The 17,254-nt window shown below is 62.1% G+C and carries 14 protein-coding genes; 7 read left to right on the forward strand and 7 right to left on the reverse strand.

The features are described 5' to 3' along the window. The first annotated feature begins 361 nt into the window (after positions 1 to 361). Both FEM54_RS06665 and FEM54_RS06670 read left to right on the forward strand, forming a co-directional pair. Entirely contained in the window at positions 362 to 1,069 is a 708-nt protein-coding gene (locus FEM54_RS06665; RefSeq protein ID WP_017137491.1) for a winged helix-turn-helix domain-containing protein, read from the forward strand. Continuing rightward, entirely contained in the window at positions 1,070 to 2,347 is a 1,278-nt protein-coding gene (locus FEM54_RS06670) for an ATP-binding protein (RefSeq protein WP_017137490.1), read from the forward strand. It begins immediately after the preceding gene. Between the two features lie 36 nt (positions 2,348 to 2,383). Here the strand turns inward: FEM54_RS06670 and FEM54_RS06675 are convergent, their stop codons facing one another. From FEM54_RS06675 to FEM54_RS06700, 6 genes are all read right to left on the reverse strand, one after another. Then, on the reverse strand, positions 2,384 to 3,289 hold the full coding sequence (locus FEM54_RS06675) for an HlyD family secretion protein (protein WP_138450110.1): 906 nt from the start codon (positions 3,287 to 3,289) through the stop codon (positions 2,384 to 2,386). Next, positions 3,286 to 4,023, reverse strand: a complete 738-nt coding sequence (locus tag FEM54_RS06680) for an ABC transporter ATP-binding protein (protein ID WP_099549613.1) — start codon at positions 4,021 to 4,023, stop codon at positions 3,286 to 3,288. The genes FEM54_RS06675 and FEM54_RS06680 overlap by 4 nt, the downstream gene beginning before the upstream one ends. Positions 4,024 to 4,031: 8 nt before the next feature. Continuing rightward, positions 4,032 to 5,162: an ABC transporter permease gene (locus FEM54_RS06685; RefSeq protein ID WP_138450112.1), complete on the reverse strand. Its 1,131-nt coding sequence runs from the start codon at positions 5,160 to 5,162 to the stop codon at positions 4,032 to 4,034. Next, positions 5,162 to 6,493: a TolC family protein gene (locus tag FEM54_RS06690; RefSeq protein ID WP_017137486.1), complete on the reverse strand. Its 1,332-nt coding sequence runs from the start codon at positions 6,491 to 6,493 to the stop codon at positions 5,162 to 5,164. Before FEM54_RS06690 ends, FEM54_RS06685 begins: the two co-directional genes overlap by 1 nt. Positions 6,494 to 6,785: 292 nt before the next feature. Beyond that, positions 6,786 to 8,609 (reverse strand): serine hydrolase domain-containing protein, encoded by a 1,824-nt coding sequence (locus FEM54_RS06695; RefSeq protein ID WP_017137485.1) that lies wholly within the window; start codon positions 8,607 to 8,609, stop codon positions 6,786 to 6,788. A 94-nt stretch (positions 8,610 to 8,703) separates the two neighbouring features. Further along, entirely contained in the window at positions 8,704 to 9,192 is a 489-nt protein-coding gene (locus FEM54_RS06700) for a GFA family protein (RefSeq protein WP_017137484.1), read from the reverse strand. A gap of 90 nt (positions 9,193 to 9,282) precedes the next feature. On the opposite strand from FEM54_RS06700, the gene FEM54_RS06705 reads away from it, so the two are divergent. Genes FEM54_RS06705 through FEM54_RS06720 form a run of 4 tightly spaced genes read left to right on the forward strand, consistent with a single transcriptional unit; the run spans position 9,283 to position 15,520 of the window. Beyond that, positions 9,283 to 10,398: an AAA family ATPase gene (locus FEM54_RS06705; RefSeq protein WP_017137483.1), complete on the forward strand. Its 1,116-nt coding sequence runs from the start codon at positions 9,283 to 9,285 to the stop codon at positions 10,396 to 10,398. Next, complete coding sequence (locus tag FEM54_RS06710) at positions 10,395 to 10,841, forward strand: bpX5 domain-containing protein (protein WP_017137482.1); 447 nt, start codon at positions 10,395 to 10,397, stop codon at positions 10,839 to 10,841. Before FEM54_RS06705 ends, FEM54_RS06710 begins: the two co-directional genes overlap by 4 nt. Next, entirely contained in the window at positions 10,828 to 12,633 is a 1,806-nt protein-coding gene (locus tag FEM54_RS06715) for a hypothetical protein (protein ID WP_138450114.1), read from the forward strand. The genes FEM54_RS06710 and FEM54_RS06715 overlap by 14 nt, the downstream gene beginning before the upstream one ends. Next, a complete protein-coding gene (locus FEM54_RS06720; protein ID WP_138450116.1) occupies positions 12,626 to 15,520 on the forward strand; it encodes a bpX6 domain-containing protein in 2,895 nt (964 codons plus the stop codon). The genes FEM54_RS06715 and FEM54_RS06720 overlap by 8 nt, the downstream gene beginning before the upstream one ends. Here the strand turns inward: FEM54_RS06720 and FEM54_RS06725 are convergent. Continuing rightward, positions 15,507 to 16,406: a LysR family transcriptional regulator gene (locus FEM54_RS06725; protein ID WP_017137479.1), complete on the reverse strand. Its 900-nt coding sequence runs from the start codon at positions 16,404 to 16,406 to the stop codon at positions 15,507 to 15,509. The genes FEM54_RS06720 and FEM54_RS06725 overlap by 14 nt on opposite strands. 293 nt (positions 16,407 to 16,699) lie before the next feature. Here FEM54_RS06725 and FEM54_RS06730 point away from each other — a divergent pair. Further along, positions 16,700 to 17,254 (forward strand): HTD2 family dehydratase (locus FEM54_RS06730; RefSeq protein ID WP_138450117.1); only part of this gene is annotated, 555 nt, incomplete at its 3' end.

The following is a 17,254-nucleotide window of genomic DNA, read 5'->3' on the forward strand; positions in this document are numbered from 1 at the left end:
GCTGAAAAGTGCATGGATAGTTTCATTGGCGTTGTTGGGCTGTCAACGACGGCCGCGTCACTGTTTTGTCACTGCGTCGTGACAATTTAAGGCGTTTACTCAATAAATGCTAGTGTCGAAACTTCCGAAAATGACGTGAGTTATGGCTGTCAGAAAAATCACTATCTTTCTTGGGCAAGGCTGCGAACGCCGCGATTTGATACGTTAAAAACTCCGGGTGAAATGTTAAAAACCTTTAAAAACATGAAGGTTGTTCGAAAGCCCCACAGAAAGGCTTTTTTTGCCGCGCCCAGTACCTTTTCAGGCCAGCTTGCCACCTATAATGCTCCAACTTCAATCCGCGCATCCACACTGAGAACTTATGGAAAACCTGGGTCTGGGCAAGGTCCTGCTCGTTGAGGACGATGAAAAGCTGGCAGGGCTGATCGCGCACTTCCTGTCGCAACACGGTTTCGAGGTGCGCGTGGTGCACCGGGGCGATGAGGCCTTGGCGGCGTTTCTCGACTTCAAACCGAAAATTGTGGTGCTCGACCTGATGCTGCCGGGCCAGAGCGGGCTGCACGTGTGCCGGGGAATTCGCAGCGTGTCCGACACGCCCATCGTCATCCTCACCGCCAAGGAAGACGACCTGGACCACATCCTGGGCCTGGAGTCGGGCGCCGATGACTACGTGATCAAACCGATCAAGCCGCCGGTATTGCTCGCCCGCCTGCGCGCGCTGCAGCGCCGCCAGGTGCCGGAGCCCACGGTGCGCGGTGCGCTGGAGTTCGGCCGCTTGTCGATTGATCGCAGTTGCCGGGGCGTCAGCCTGGGCGGTGAGGCCATCGACCTCACCACCATGGAGTTTGAGTTGCTGTGGCTGCTGGCCAGTCACTCTGGGACTATCCTTTCGCGCGACGACATTCTCAACCGCATGCGCGGTATTGCCTTCGACGGCCTGAACCGCAGTGTCGACGTATACATCAGCAAATTGCGCAGCAAGCTCAATGACAACCCGCGCGAACCGGTGTGCATCAAGACCATCTGGGGCAAGGGATATCTGTTCAATCCGTTTGCGTGGGAGGTTTAGATGCTGCGCCTGTTTCTGCGCCTGTATGTGATCCTGGCGCTGGGGTTGGCCGGGGCAATCTGGCTGGTCAACTACACCTTCGATGAGTTATTGCCCGAGGCCAACGAGGTTTATAACCGTGAAGCCTTGCGCGGGCCGGCCTATGGCCTGGTCGAGCAACTGCGCCCGGTGCAGGGGGCGGCCCGCGATGCGCGCCTGGCTGAGCTGCAACCCCATTATGGTTTGCGCCTCAAGCTGGTGCCGCGCGACACCCTGGCGCTCAATGACCGCGAACAGCAACTGTTGGCGGGCGGCCAACTGGTGGTGCGCGGCGACTTCATGGAGTTCCTGACCACCATTGATGGCGGCCCGCAATTGTTGCAGATCAAACTGCCGGAAGAGCCCAAATGGTTGTACCTGTGGGCCTATGGCTTCCTGGGTGTGAGCCTGGCCATCGTCCTGTATTTTTGGGTACGCCCGCATTGGCGCGACCTGGAGCATATCCGCCTGGCCGCGCAGCGTTTTGGCGATAACGACCTCGGCTCGCGCATCCTGCTGCCGCGCCGTTCCACCGTGCGTGAGCTGGCCGGGCACTTCAACCAGATGGCCGAGCGCATCGAAAGCCTGATCGCCAACCAGCGTGAACTGACCAACGCGGTGTCCCATGAGTTGCGCACACCGATTGCGCGCTTGTCGTTTGAGCTGGACCAACTCAAGCAACAGGCCGACCCACGCCAGAGCCGCGAATTGATCGCCGATATGTACGCCGACCTTGGCGAACTGGAAGAAATGGTGTCTGAGTTGTTGACCTATGCCAGCCTGGAGCGCGGCGCCACACAGGTCACCCGGGAAAATATCGAAGCGCATAGCTGGCTCGATAGTGTGATCGGCAGTGTGGCCCTGGAAGCTGAAGCCGCGGGTGTGCAGCTCTCGTTGCGCACCTGTGACGTAGACTTTATCCAGATCGAGCCGCGCTTTATGGCGCGCGCAGTGATCAACCTGCTGCGCAATGCCATTCGTTATGCCGAGCGCCGTGTAGAAGTGTCGCTGGTCAAGTTCGGCAATGGTTACGAAGTGCGGGTCAATGATGATGGCCCAGGTGTGCCGATGGAGGGCCGTTCCAAAATCTTCGAACCCTTCCTGCGCCTGGATGCCAGCCGCGATCGCCGCACCGGCGGCTTTGGCTTGGGCCTGGCGTTGGTCAAACGCGTCAGCCAGTGGCATGGCGGGCAGGTTGAAGTGCTGGACTCGGAGTGGGGCGGGGCGTCGTTTCGGATGACGTGGGCGTATGGCGAGTAGGCGGTTGCCGGCGGTCGCGGGCAGCCGCCAAAGGCTTTAAGGTGCCCCGAACCGTACCAGCATGCGCTGGCCCACACGCAGTGACGCAGGTGCAGGTTGTTCGAACGCCACTATGCATTCCACGGTACGCATATTGGCTCGTGCCTGTGGGTCGCCTTCAAGCGTGCTGTTACCCAGCACGGAGCTGATACGCACCACATGACCGGACAGCGACGGTTGGTCGTTGCCGTTTTCGGTCGATATTTCGGCTTTCATACCGGCGTGGACCTGCGCAATAAACGACTCGTTCAGCTCGGCTCGCACGATGCGTACCTCGTTCGGCAGCAACACGAAGGCAGGCCCTGACTCCGATGAAACGGTAGCGCCAGGTTGGGTCAGGCGCCGCACGACTTCGGCGTCCGCCGGTGCATAGAGGTTGCGCTGGGTCAGTTCGTAGCGCGCACCGGTGAGTGTTCTTGTGGCGGCTTCGAGGTGTCCTTGGTTTTTTTCAATAGCGTCGCGCAGTTGCTCGGCGGCCTCGCGCGCATCATCGGCACTCTGGCCATCTGCGGCTCCAGCCGCGGCCGCCTTTGACAGGCGCGTGGCTTTCTGGTCGGCAAAGTTGAACTGTCTTTGCAGGTGCCTGGCGTGCACTTGAGCCTGTTGTTGGTCGGCAAGCGCGGCACTTACGGCCAGGCGCGCCTGTTCGCTGTCCAGGGAGGCGAGCAGTTGACCTTTTTTTACAGAATCACCTTCTTTGACTTTGATCTCGGCCACCACGCCATCGCGGGCAAACTGCAGGTTGAGCAGGCCACCCTCGACATCGACGCGGCCGCGAGCCACTGCCAGGTAAGTCGGTGACGAGGCCGTGGCTTGAGCCGGCGTATCCTCACGTGAACAGCCGTTCAGGAGCAAACAGGCACTGAACAGGGTCAGCCAAGGGGAGAGGGAGCGGACATTCATACGCAGTGTTCCTGGGGGGCGGCAGGGCTGGCGGGCCGCAGGTGATGGTGGGAGTCGCTGATGATGCGGCCGTCTTCAATGGCCAATACACGGTCGGTGTGGCTGATCAAACGCGGGTCGTGGCTGACGCACAGCACCGTAGTGCCGCGTTCACGGGCGATACGGTGCAAGATATCGATCACGATCTGGCCGTTGGCCGCGTCCAGGGCGCTGGTGGGTTCGTCTGCGAACAGCAACTCGGGCGCCTTCGCCACGGCGCGGGCGATAGCCACCCGTTGTTTTTCTCCCCCGGACAGCGCGGCCGGGCGCAAGGCCATGCGCGAACCGAGGCCTACATCTTCCAGAGCCTGAGTCGCGCGCCTGCGCACTTCCTGCGAAGTGAGCCCGAGGTAACTCAGGGGCAACTCGACCTGTTGCAAGGCCGTCAGCGCCGGGAACAGATTGAAGCCTTGGAATATGAAGCCCGTGTGATGCAGTCGAAAATGCTCCAGCGCCCGTGGGGCAAGCGTTCCCAGGCTTTGCCCGAGGGCCTCCACACGGCCTTGGTCGGGTTGCTGCAAGCCGCTGAGAATCGCCAGCAGCGTGCTTTTTCCGCAACCGGATGGCCCCGCGATCAGGGTCAGTTCCGCGGGCCTTATTGCCAGGGTGATGTCGTGCAGTACAGGGGTCATAACCTGGCCTGATACAAATGCCTTGCCGATGCCAGTGGCATGCAGGGTGAAGGATGTGGTCATCGTGGGTTCTATCTCAAAAGGCTTGCTGGGTCGGCATGACGCAATGAGTGTATCGCGGCCAGGCCGGAAACCAGGGCCAGGGTCATGTTCAAGAGCAGGCAGGCCAGGGCTGCGACGGGGGAAAGAGTCATCGGAACGTTGTAGTAATGCGCCAGGGCGAAGAACAGACCGGTCAGCCCAGTGCTGCCCAGCAAGCCCAGGGCGCCCACCCAGAACGCTTGTTCCATCACGACTTTGCGCAGAGACGTGACGCCGACGCCGAGGGCGTTAAGGGTTGCGTATTCGCGGATCGATCCAATCACGGCCGCCACCAGGGTCTGGCTGGTAATCACCGCCCCTACCAGGAACACGATCACTGCCAAAAACAACACACCCGCGCCGGCCCCGGTGTCGAACATCCAATGCATCTGCGAGCGGTAGCTGAACTGCGCTGCGGTCCACACCGCGTATTTGCCGAATGCCGGGCTGCCGTCGATGCGTGCTGCAACCGCGTCCGCCTGACTGGGGTCTCGGACCTTGGCCACCCAGTAGGTTATGCGATCTGTATCGGCGCTCGTATCCAGCTGGCGGGCCGTGGCTAACGATGCAATCACGTTAACCCCACCCAGTGCGCGTAATCCGCTGATGACGCCGACTACATGCACCCGGTGGCCGTTGATAGTGGCCGCGTTTCCAGGATCAAGGCCCAGGCTGTCGAGGTCGGCGCGGTCAACGATGACCGCTCCCGGTTCATTCAGGCGTGCCCGCAACGAGCCGGGCAGTAAGCGGGCGAACATCAAACCTTGTGGGTCTGCGTCGATACCGGAAACAAATACCGAGACTCCACCTGTGTCCTGGGTACCCCGCCAGTCAGCATCCACCCAGCGGTAGGGCTCGACCCTGAGGACATCGGGGTCCATGCGTATACGCATCTCTACACCGGCATCGATCGGTCGACCCAGGTTGACGCTTTGGGTGCCGGGATAGCCCACCCAAAGGTCGGCGCGCGAGCCGGTGACGTACACACTGGCGCTGCTGAAGATACCCAGTACCAACGCGGTCTGAAGCAGTTGCAGCAGCCCTGCGAAGCCCACTGCAATAATCGCTGGCAGGAAGCGCCGCCATTCATGGATCAGCGTCAGGCGTGCAAGCGCAACCATCAGTCAGTCTCCTTATGGCGCGTGGCTGTCTGAGGTGCAGCGCTGGGCAACGGTGCGCCGCCGAGTGCCTTGTAGAGTGCGACGTAGGCAATGGCACGCTCGGTGCCGGCCCGGTCGACTTGTTGCTGCGCATGCAGTGTCTGAACCTGCGCTTCTACCAGGTCCAATGGACTCAAGAGCTTCAACGCTGCCCGTTGTTGCAGTGCGCCAAGCTGGGTTTGCCTGGCGGCATAGGCCTGACGGGACAATTGTTCGCGTGCACGTAATTGCTCCAGGTCACCCAAGGCGTTTTCGACTTCGGCAACCCCCTCCAGCACCGCTTGGCGATACCCGAGGACGGCGGCCTGCAGATGGTGGTCCTTGGCTTTCGCAGCCGCCACGCGCAGGCCCCAGTCGAACAAGGGAATACTGATGCCGGGGCCCGCCGAGAAGATGCTGTTGCCATTGGGGGTATTGTTGCGGTTGCTGGCGATATTGAGCGACCACTGCAGTGAGGTGCCGAAGCTGATGTGCGGGTAAATATCGGCCTGGCTCATTCCCAGCTCACCGGCGGCGATAATCACCGAGGCTTCGGCGCCGGCAATTTCCGGGCGGGTGCGCAACAGGTCTGTGGGAACGCTATTGAGTTGCCAGTCACCGAGCGTCGGTAGCCGCCCCGGTTGCAGCCAAAGAGGGTCGGGCGCGCTCTGGCCCAACAATAATGCCAATTGCTGCGCGCTGCGGTTTGTCCGCTGGTGCACGCGCGTCAGCGCCATTTCAGCGAGGGCCAGTTCAGCCTGTGCAGCGGCAACGTCTGCGCAGGAGGCCAGTGCGAGCTGTTCCCGGGCGCGCAGCCGTGCCAGTTTTCCATGGCCAACTTCGCGCAGGGTTGCAAGGGTCTGCTCCGTTTGTTGGGCTGCTCGCAATTCGATCCAGCGCCGGCTGACTTCAGCCACCAATGAAACTTGTAGGGTGCGCAGGTTGTTATCCGCCAATGCCTGGTTCCCTTGGGCGAGGCGCTCGGCACTTTGTTGCATGCCAAACAATGGCAACTCCCAGACCGAATCGAAGCCGATCAGGAAATAAGAAGTACTGGTATCAGGGCTGACGGCATCCTTGGTTTTTATACTCAGCGAGGGCAGGTAAGGGGACTGCGCGTGCTGGCTCATAATCCGGATGGCGCGCAAGCGCTCCACCGCTACGGCGACGTTCAGGTTGTTTTGCAGTGCACGATCCACCAACGCATTGAGCTGGGGGTCGTTGAATGCATGCCACCATTGGTTCAGGTCGGGTTGGGGCGGCGCAAGAGAAGGTTGGACGTTGCGCCATTGCTCCGGTGTAGACGGTTTCAATACCGGCAGGGGGGCTGTTGAGCATCCTGCAAGCGCCATTGACACTAACGAGAGTGCGCATAGCGATCGAAAGGCATGCGATCGGTTAAGAGGCTTGATGGTCGTTCCCCGGTTAAATACGGATACTGCGGTATTCATGCGATGGGCGCGTTGGTCGGCGCGCCAATGCACGATGTCACTGATCGGTTGATATTGAATGAAGCGTTCGAGCACCAACGTAGCGGCAGGGGGTGTTCAGTTCTGTTGGTAAATTGTATTGGTGCGCAATGATGGCTTTTGCTTCAGCCCAGGTTCAGAAACTCAAGGGTTTATCTCGCGATTGCGTGCGTTTGAAGGAGTAACCCGAAGCGCTGAGTCCGTTTACCTGGCGGCTTACCGTGTCGCCCAGGCCGTAGCCGTTGCCGGCCAGCACCGCGTGGGCGTTGTCGACGGGAAGCAGGATGTAGTCGGTGAGCGGCTCGTTGTGCAATTGGCCGCGAATCACCAGAAAGCCTTCTTCCAGGCGCACGCTGATACCGCTCAACGGCGCGTCGGGTTCGTGGGTGTTAAGCACCTGGTAGGTGCCGATGGTGTTGGCCCACGCCAGCGGCAGCGGCGGCGGGTCGATGCGCTCGCCGATGGCCAGGCGTTGGCCATGGCTGCGGGCCGTGAGTACTTGGCGGCCCTGCACCGTGACCACGTCCAGCTGCACGCGGCCCAGCTCACCCAAGTCCTTGAGCCAAAAGCCAAGGACTTTTTTCTGCGCGCGCAGCCAGCCGTGTTCGTCGCGCAACAACTCGAAGTCAAACCCGGCCAGCTCACCGCTCAGTCGATCGCCCTCATCCTTGACCCGGAATACGCCCCAGGCCGTGGCATAAAACCCGGCCAGGCGCTTGCGGTCGACGGCGGCGGGCACCTGGCGCAACTTGAGCCCATGGCTGGGCGCCTGGCAGTCGTCGGCGCACACGGACTGCCCGGTTTGCGCCTGGAACATCAGGCGCAGGGTCTCGGTGGCCAGGCGCGCGACCAGTTCTTCGGCGTTGCTGTCATTGGCCATGATGATCACCGCCAACTGCTGGTCTGGCAGTACGCTCAGCTGCGCGGCAAAATCATCGCCGCCGCCACTGTGCTGGTAAGTGCGCACGCCGGGGGCGACGGGTTCATCGCCGCAGGGCGCCAGGAACCAGCCCAGGCCCATCTGGCAATCGAAGTCCAGGGCATTGCCGGTGTTTTGCTGGGTGAACATCTGATCAATCGACGGGCTCTCAAGCACACGGTTGCCCTTATAGAGGCCGTGGGCAAACAGCATCTGCACATAATGGCTAAGGTCTTTGGGGCTGGCCCACAAGCCGCCGGCGGCAAGGTCACGCACCTGTGCATCGGTACTTGCCACGCCGTCTTCGTAGCCCAGGGCGCGAAAGCTCAATTGCGTGCCGGTGCCGACAAAACTCGACTGGTTCATCTCCAGGGGCTTGAGCAGGCGGCTTTGCAGTTGGGCTTCAAAACTCTTGCCGCTGCTGCGCTCGATGGCCGCACCGACCAGCGAATAACCGAGGTTGGAATAGGCCACCTGCGAGCCTGGCGGGCTGCTCAGCCATACACCCGACACCCGCATCGGCATCTGGCCCATGGCGTAAGTGCTGCGCACGTCGCGCAGGTGCTCGCTGGGCAAGCCGGATTGATGGCTGAGCAGGCGGCGCAGGGTGATGTCGCGGTCGGCGGCGGCCTGGTCAGTATGAAAGCGCGAACGCACGTAGAATTCGCGCAAGGTCTGCTGGATCGGCGCGTCGAGGGCCAGGCGCTGTTGGTCGACCAACTGCATGGCCGCTGTGGCCGTCAGTAACTTGGAAATGCCGCCGGCGCGAAACGCCGTGTTGGCGGTCACCGGCACACCCTGGGCCTTGTCGGCCAGGCCAAAGCCGCGCGCCCAGATCAGCTCCTGGCCATTGACCAGCGCAATCGACAAACCGGGCACATTCTCGCGGGCCAGGTCCTTGGGGATGCGCGCTTGCAGGTAACGGATGATCGCGCCGTAATCGCCCTTGGGAATCGCGGGCGGGGCAGGCGGCTGCACGTGGCAGCCGAGCGTGCCGAGCAGGCAACCCCATAACGGAATACCGCGCAATGTGCGAAACATGAAGAGCACCCGAATGGTGGTTTGGATGCTCGAATGCTAAGGCGATGCTGGCCAACAATCTTTGAGAGCTTTGTCGAGAAACTGTCAAAGAGTGTTAACGCGCGAGCCCCAAACGCTCATGCCACTGGGCGATAGATTCTTCGGGGTACTCGTCGAACTGCAAATCGCCTTTGTGCACACTGACTTCGACCCACGGCACCTTCGAGCCGAGCATCAGGTGCGTGTGCTCGGGCGGCACCGGCAATGGCGTGTCGATGGCTGAAGCAAACGGGTGAATCAGCTCTGGCCATTCGGGGCTGAACAGCCACAAGGCGCTGCCGCATTGCGAGCAAAAATGCCGTTCGGCAGTGCTCGCATGCGCGCGGCTGGCGCCTTCGGGCTTGAGCCTGGCGTGGTAGACCGAGATCAGCTTGCGCCCGCGTACCTTCAAACTCTTGGCGTCGCCGCCCAGGTTGATCGCATAACCGCCGCCGCCTTGGGTCTTGCGGCAGATCGAGCAATAGCAACGCTGGTACGGGTAGGGATGCTGGCTGTTCAGGCTGAATGTTACGGCGCCGCAATGGCAGGATCCTTCGAGTTGCATGGGCTGGCTCCTCTAAGAGTGTGTAACAACACTTTGCTAATACCTTAGCCTCAGGCAAGATTCTCTGCTTTGGTTTCAGGGAAGACACCCATGATTGCTCAGTTGCAAAGCGCTGCCACGCAAATCCGCCACGCTGTGCGCAAGGCGACCGAAGGATTGATCGGGCGCGAGCAATTGGCCGAGCTGATTGTGCTGGCGGCGGTCGCCCAAGAGCACATTCTGGTGATCGGCCCGCCTGGCACGGCCAAGAGCGCCGTGGTACGCCGTGTGGCGCAGTCCATGGGTGGGCGTTACTTCGAATACTTGCTGGGGCGCTTCACTGAGCCGTCGGAGCTTTTTGGTGCCGTAGACCTGAAGAAATTGCGTGAAGGCACGGTGGAAACCGACGTCAGCGGCATGCTGCCAGAGGCCGATATCGTGTTTCTCGATGAAGTCTTCCTGGGCTCGACCGCCATTCTCAATACCTTGCTGGGCGTGCTCAACGAGCGTCGCTTTCGCCGGGGTCATACTCAAATTCAATGTCCGCTGCGTGTGTGTGTCGGCGCGGCCAACGGTTTGCCGGACGATGAGGCACTGGCGGCGTTTGGCGACCGCTTCCTGTTGCACCTGTTCGTCGATTCGGTGCCGGACAATCAACTGGAAGCCATGCTGGCGGGCGGTTGGCAGTCGGAGCAGCGCCCGGTGCAACAGTTACTGGGTCTGGCCCAGTTGGATACGCTGAGCCAAGCCCTGAAAAACGTCGACCTGGGCGCGGTGCGTCCAGCCCTGGCCCAGGCGATTCGGCGCCTGCGCGAAGCCGGCATAGCGTTATCGGACCGCCGTATCGTCAAGTCTCAACGGCTGATCGCGGCCGCCGCGTTGCTGGGCGGGCGGCTGGAAGCCAGCGACGCGGATCTATGGCCCCTGCTGTATGTGCTGCCCACTAAAGAGACTCAGCAGCATGGCCGCGAGGTGCTGCGCGACCTGTTTGCCGCGTCCAGCAACAGCCATTTGTTCAGTGCGGTCGAAGAGGCCACCTTGCAACCGATGTCGCGCTTGAATCGCTTGCTGGAAACTGCGCAAGACTACCTGGCCCGCAGCGAGCCGCCGGACAGCCCGGCCCTCGAAGGGCTGCTGCGCGAGATCGACGCCAACTTCAATAGCGAGACAATGCCGGAGACCTTGCAGCAGGTACGCGGGCAACTGTCCCGAATGCTGACGCCATGAGTGCAGACCACTACGCCTGGACCTGGCGCCCAAGGCGGGAGCCTGCCGAACCACAAGCCGCCGTCGGATGGGGCGACGCCGCGCGCCGCTTGCTTGCGCGCTTGCTGCTGCTCGCAGATGAACAGGCTGTCCGCTTGCACGCTACCGCCAATGGCGATGTATTGGTCGTCACTGGGGCGGTGGCGGATTTGCCGTGGGTCGACGGTGTCGAATACGCCGCAGTACACCCCGGCGCGCCTGGCGTATGGCTGCCCACCAGTTGGGAGCCGACAGTGCCGGTAGACTTGCTCGGCCAGACGCTGTCGGCACGTTTCAAGCGCTCGCCCTTGCTGTTGTGGCGCGAACCGCAAGTTGTAGTGCCGTTGGATCGCCTGTTGCCGGTGACGGTTGAACACCTTCAGCGCATCGCGACGAATTGGGGCACCCGCCATGCAACTGCCTGAAGCCTTGCAACCCTGGCGCCAGTGGCTGGAGTGGTTTGCGCCGCAGCACCTGCCGCTGTTCGCCGACTTGCTTGGGCGGCTTAACCCGGTGCTGGGGCCACTGCGCGGTAGGCAGCAAGGCGGGGTGCCTGAGCCGGATGGCGTGGGCGATCTGCAACGCCGTGGGCCTTACGAGCGCCTGCTTTCCAGCGAATGGCTGCTGGCCGATGAAGTGCCGGATGAGTTTATGCGCAGGGCTGTCGGCGGCGAGCATATGTTCCTGGCGCCGCAGTACCGCGCCCGTGAAGCCAACCGCCTGATTGTCGTGCTGTTCGACGCCGGCCCGTTGCAATGGGGCGCCGCGCGGCTGGTGCATATCGCCTTGCTGATGCTGCTGGCCCGGCGTGCCGAGGAGGCAGGGGCGCAGTTGCGTTGGGGGATCCTGCAAGGCGCGCCGCTGCTGCATGAGTTCGATAGCGCGGGGCAGCTCAAGCAACTGCTCAGGGCGCGCACCTATGAAAGTGTCGCCCCGGCGCACTGGCAAGCCTGGCAGGAATGGCTGGCCACGCAGGGTGAGACGTTGGGTGAGTGCTGGACAGTCGGGCAACGCTTGCCCAAGGACACGACCAAGACCTGTACGCACCGGGTGCAGGTGCAGCGCAGTCTGGATGGGCACAGCCTGTCATTCGAGTTGCAAGCCGGTTCTGTGCGGCGCGTGCTGTTGCCTATGCCGGATGAGGCGCACGCGGTGCAACTGCTCAAAGGCCAGTTCGACGATGAAGTCCAGGCGCCGCCGCCGAATCTCGCACGTGCGGTGCCACGCGTAGCCTTGACCTTGCCGCCGGTAATCTCCAGCGCCGGTAACTATGTGGCGCTGCGCCTGCTCGATGAGGCGGGCATGGTGGTGATCAAGCTGCCGCACAAAAACCAGAAAAAGTCGCTGGAGGTTCGACGCCGTCTGTGGGGCAAGCATCAGCGTGTATTGAGCACCACCTTTCACCACCGCAGCCTCGGTGCCGTGTTGAGCGACAACGACAGCCTGACGTTCTGGAACATTCCCGGTATGCCCACCGTCGACAAGCCCGCCCGTGAACAGCTGCAACTGCCACCGGGCACCGCGACGTTCCTGCCGAGTGTCTGGCTGCACAGTCAGAACGCCGTGCGTGTGTACTTGCTCGACAGCCAGGGGCGGCTTGCCTATTGGAAGTCGCGTCAACTTTGCCAGGTGGCGGATGACGTGATGAGCCTGGTGCAGGTCGACCCCTTGACCATCGCTTATGCGCGCAGAGAAGGCGGGCAGATTGTCGCGTATTCCGGGTCTGCTGACGGTTTACGCGCCAATGGTCATGCGGTCGGCTCGGCAGCGGGCGTCAGCCAGGTATTGTTGGCTGCCAACTTTTACTGGCGCCAGTACTGCGGTGGTTGCGCGCTGCTGACCACCGAGGACGGCTACCAGAGTTGGCGCCTGGTGACCCATGAAAGCTTTCCGGCGAAACACGAACAGATCGACTTGGCGCCCGGTTGGAAAGCCATCGGCCTGCACTATACGTACGCCCAACGGCCGGCTTACTCACTGGTGCTGCTGGGGCCGAACCAGCACAGCGTCGGGCTGTACGCCGAGGGGCAACAGCGCACGTTGTTCACCACCTCGGCGCCAATTGCCCGCGCGAGCTTTTGCCCCATGAGCGGCTTGATCGCCGTACTGACCACTGACCGCGAATTACTGGTTTACTCGGTTGGCGAGCGCTCCATGCGTTTGCAAGTGATGTGCAACCAGGCACCGCAGCTCACCCAGGAAGCTGCCAATGCATGAGCCAGAACGGATGCTGATTCGCCGCCCGGTACTCACCGGGCACCAACAGATTGACGGCCTATGGTTTGCCGCCGAGCGTTTTGATGAGAGCGAGCGCAGGCGCCTGATCCTCAAGTATTGGCAAGTCGACGCGCGTGCCTACCGTTTTGCCGACGGCGACTTGCTGCAGTTCCACACACCTTGCCCGGTACACTGCGAAAGCCTGCACGGCTGGCCGCTGATCCGCCAGGGCCTGGGCTTGTCGTCTGCCGCGCTGCACCCTGAGGAATTGCGCGGGCTGCCCGTTGCCGACTTGTGGCTGGTGCGCGGCAGCCAGATCCATGCATTGCAGTTGCGCGATGCACACGTGCTGACGCCTGGGCTGTGGCTCGACATCAGTACCTACACGCTGCTCGACACCTTTGACTGCCATACCCCGTTGCCGGCAACGCTGCCGGAGGCGGTGGTCACCGACCTGCGTGAAATCCTCGGTGGGCCACTGGAGCCCGTCAGCCCGGAGCGCGAAGCAATCATGCAAGCACTGCTGGAGCGCCCGCGTCACACGTCGAGTAAAGGGCCTGGCGCCAGCGCGGCGTCTGCGCAAAACAACGCAAACAGCGCCCGCGAAGTCTCTTCCCCGGTGCTGAAAATCGTGATCGGCCTGGTACTGCTGGGTGGGCTGGTCCGCCTCTTCGGCCAGAGCGAGCCCGCCGCGCTGTTGGCCGAGCACACACAGTCCTTCGGCGGCATGTTTCTGGGCGCCGTGATCTGGATGGTGGTGATCACCGCGTTGTTGTACGGGTTGAACCGCTTCCTGCACCGTGGCGCGTCTGCCCCCGCCCAAGCGGCGCCCCGGCCGGTGGCCCGCGCACCCGCTAACCCAGGCATCGCTGCGCGTGCCACCCCGCGCAGTTATAAACCTGCCGCGTGGCGCCGTTTGTTGACCCGGCTGACCCAGCATTCCCAGCTGTCCAAACTGTATGGCAAACGCCAGGCCGCCTACATGCAGCGCATGTTGGAGATGTTCGAAGACGGCAATTTCGAAGAAGCCTTGCGCCACGCGATCCCCTTGAACGGCGCTGCCTCCAGCGGTGAACAGAGCTTTGGTACGCCACAGCGCCGCGAGGATTTGAGCCTCAGCCAAAAGGCTGGCCCCGCGCGCTCGATGCTGTTTGAAGACGACTTGACCGAGCATTTGCGCCAGGTGTATCGCCAGACTTTTGAACGCCTGGACCGTGCCGGTCGTATCGAGGAAGCGGTGTTTGTCCTTGCCGAATTGCTCAAGGAGCATCAGCAAGCTCTCGATTACCTGGAGAAACACGCGCGCTATCAGCAGGCCGCTGACCTGGCCCTGGCGTGGGACATGCCGCCTGCGGTGATCGTGCGCTTGCTGTGCCTGGCCGAGCAGTGGCAGCGCGCCGTGCTGGTGGCGCGGCGCGACAATGCGTTTGCTGACGCCGTGGTGATGCTCCAGGCCAAGTCGCCGGAAGCCGCCGACCGCTTGCGCCTGGAATGGGCCGAGTCGTTGATCGCCAAAGGCCTGTGGTTGCAAGCCGTCGATGTTATTTGGAGCCTGCCCGCAGAGCGCCCACGCGCCGCGCAATGGCTGCTCAACGCCGAGGCTGCCGGCGGGCGCTTGGGCATTGAGGCGCTGGTTAAACGCGCGGTCCTGTTGCCCGAAACGCTGCACGCTTACGGGCCGTGGGTCGAGCAATTGCGTGACGACCCCGCGCGCGCCGGGGAACGCGCCGCCCTGGCGCAGGCGTTGTTGCAACACAAGGCACACACCACCGCCTTGGCCTGGCTGGCAGGTGCCACTGTGCACGCGATTCTGGCCGATCAATTCAGCGATCAAGGCCAACTGACCCATAACCAGTTACAAGCGCTGGTCAAGATGAGTCGCGATAAAGCGCTTCAGGCGGACTTGCCGGGCCAAGCCCTGAAGCGTACGCCCGTGGTCTCACTGGAGCACTTGGGCGACACCCGCGAGTGGGCTGCGCCGGCGGCTGGCAGCCGGCCGATTTTCGACGCGGCGCCGCTGGAAGACCAGCGTTACCTGGTGGCGCTGGGCGAGTCGGGTGTGATGGTGGTGGATGCGGCGGGCACAACGTTGTTTCACTTTGCTGTACCGGCGCAGAAAATCGTGATTGCCCATAGCCGACAGGTTGCGTTGGTGCTGATCTGGCGGGGGAATGTATGGCGCGTGAGCAAACTGGACCTGGTCAATCGTGTCGCCAAAGACCTCGGTATGCTGGCCATGGATGTCTTTGCACACGCGTTTGATGGCAGCAACTGGACCATCGGCAAAGGCCCGCAGTTGCGCGTGGTGGATGTTGACCGTGGCTTTGAAACGCTCTGGCATGTGAGTGATCTACCGGAGTCGGTGCGTGCCATCAAGGTGGATGAACACAATGAATACCTATGGCTGTCGGCGCCGGGCGGGTGCCTGATGCTGTGGCATTATCGTCTGCCGGAGCGGCGTTTAGTCAGCCGCGAAAGCGCGTTTGACATCGTCGCGACGGACTTCCAGGTTCCCAGTGCCACCGCTGAATCGGCGCAGTATCGGATCAAGCACGACTATGGAACACCCACGCTGATACTGAAGCAGCACGGGGTTCGAAAGCGCTACCGGCTGCCTGGCAACTTACCGGAAGAAGAATGGGATGAGTCCGTCAGCCCGTTTCTATTTGAGGACTGGTTGCTGATCAGTTATCGGGTTGAGGAGCACGACACCTGCTGGCACGTGATCCACCGTGCCAGCGATCGGCTTTGCGTCACGTTGCACTGGCCGCAATCGCCGGCCCAGCTTCGCCGCCTCGGGTCTGATCTGTTGCTGTTCGATGGGCAGGGCCGGCTGAGCCATATCAATATTGATAACGCCAGCCAGCGCAACATCAGCCTGCACTGAGTGTGTCCGGCATCAAGGTGGCGATCAACGCCCGAATGGTGCCCGGCAATGCCTCAAGCTCGCGCACCAGAATACTGCGTTCGCGAATCGCCCACGGCTCATCGAGCTTCACCGTCACCAACTGCATGGTCCGGCTGTGCCGCACGGCGGCGGATTCGGGAATGATGCCGATGCCCACGCCGGCCTCGACCATTCGGCAGATCGCTTCGAAGCTCGACACCTGAATGCGCAGCGACAACTGCTTGCCCAGGCGATCGACGTGTTCACGCAAAAAACTCAATAACGTGCTGCCTTCATGCAGGCCGATGTGCTGGTAGGCCAGGGTTTGCTCCAGCGTCACCGAAGACTGGTCGGCCAATGGGTGGCCCACGGGCACCATCAAGACCAATTCATCGGTGCTGAAGTGCAACACCTGCAAACCTGCCGCTTCTACCGGCCCGGCAATGATGCCCATGTCGCTGGTGCCATCAAGCACGCCACGTACGATGTCGCGGGATAAACGCTCTTGCAGGTCGACGGTCACGCCCGGGCGCTGGGACAGGAAGCCCGCCAGCACCTCAGGTAGAAACTCGGTCACTGCCGTGGTGTTGGCGAAGATTCGGATATGCCCGGCCGAATCCACGCCGTATTGGGTGAACTCGCTTTTTAGGTAATCCACCTGGCGCATGATCAGCCGCGCATGGTGCAGCAGCCGCTCGCCCGCCGGGGTGATCTCCACGCCACGGCTGTCGCGGTACAGCAGGCGCGTATCCAACTGGCCTTCCAACGCCTTGATCCGCGCACTGGCAGCGGCCGGCGAGAGGAACGCACGCTTGGCGCCCTGGGTGAGGCTGGGGGATTCGGCGATGTGGATAAACAGGCGCAGGTCGGCGAGATCGAAATGCATGCAAACCCCTATTTTGGCAACGGTGAGGTTCAAGTGTGGGAGCTGGCTTGTTGTGGCGAGCAAGCTTGCTTGCGCTGGGGTGCGAAGCGCCCCCCAAAAACCGGAGACTGCTGCGCAGTCAACGGGAGCAAGCTCCCTCGCCACAACAAGCCAGCTCCCACAGGATATGAGGGTGGACTCGAAGTTGGCGTTCAGCATAACCGAACGCTGGTTTATTGAAATGCAAATTCTCAGAACGGGCAGGCGCTTGCATGATCCGGGGCAGACACTCACTGCCCGAGGACCTGCACCCGATGAGCGCCACTGACTGGATCGGCCGAAGCGAGACCGCCCACGACCACCTGAGCCTTAACCTGCTCAAACGCATTGCCGCTACTTTTGGCGAAGCTGTGCCGGAACAGGGCGCCGATTTGCCGCCGCTGTGGCAGTGGTGTTTTTTCCAGGACCCGCTGCCGGAGTCGGCCTTGGGCACCGATGGCCACCCGGCCCGTGGCGGGTTCCTGCCGCCCGCTGATAACCGCAATCGCATGTGGGCCGGTGGGCGCATCGAGTTCGTGCATGCCTTGCGCGCGGGTGAGGCGGCGACCCGCGTGTCGACCATCACCCAGGTCGAAGAAAAGACCGGGCGAACCGGCTCGCTGCTGTTTGTCACCGTGCGTCATGACTATTCCCAGGACGGTCGCCTGGCGATCCGCGAAGAACAGGACATCGTTTACCGCGAACCGACGCCGCCCAAACAGGGCAGTGGCGACGCCTTGCCCGAAGGCGAATGGCAGGCATCGATCAGCCCCACGCCAACCTTGCTGTTTCGTTACAGCGCCGTGACCTTCAACGGCCACCGCATCCAC

The sequence above is a fragment of the Pseudomonas edaphica genome, from assembly GCF_005863185.1.
Taxonomy (GTDB): domain Bacteria; phylum Pseudomonadota; class Gammaproteobacteria; order Pseudomonadales; family Pseudomonadaceae; genus Aquipseudomonas; species Aquipseudomonas edaphica.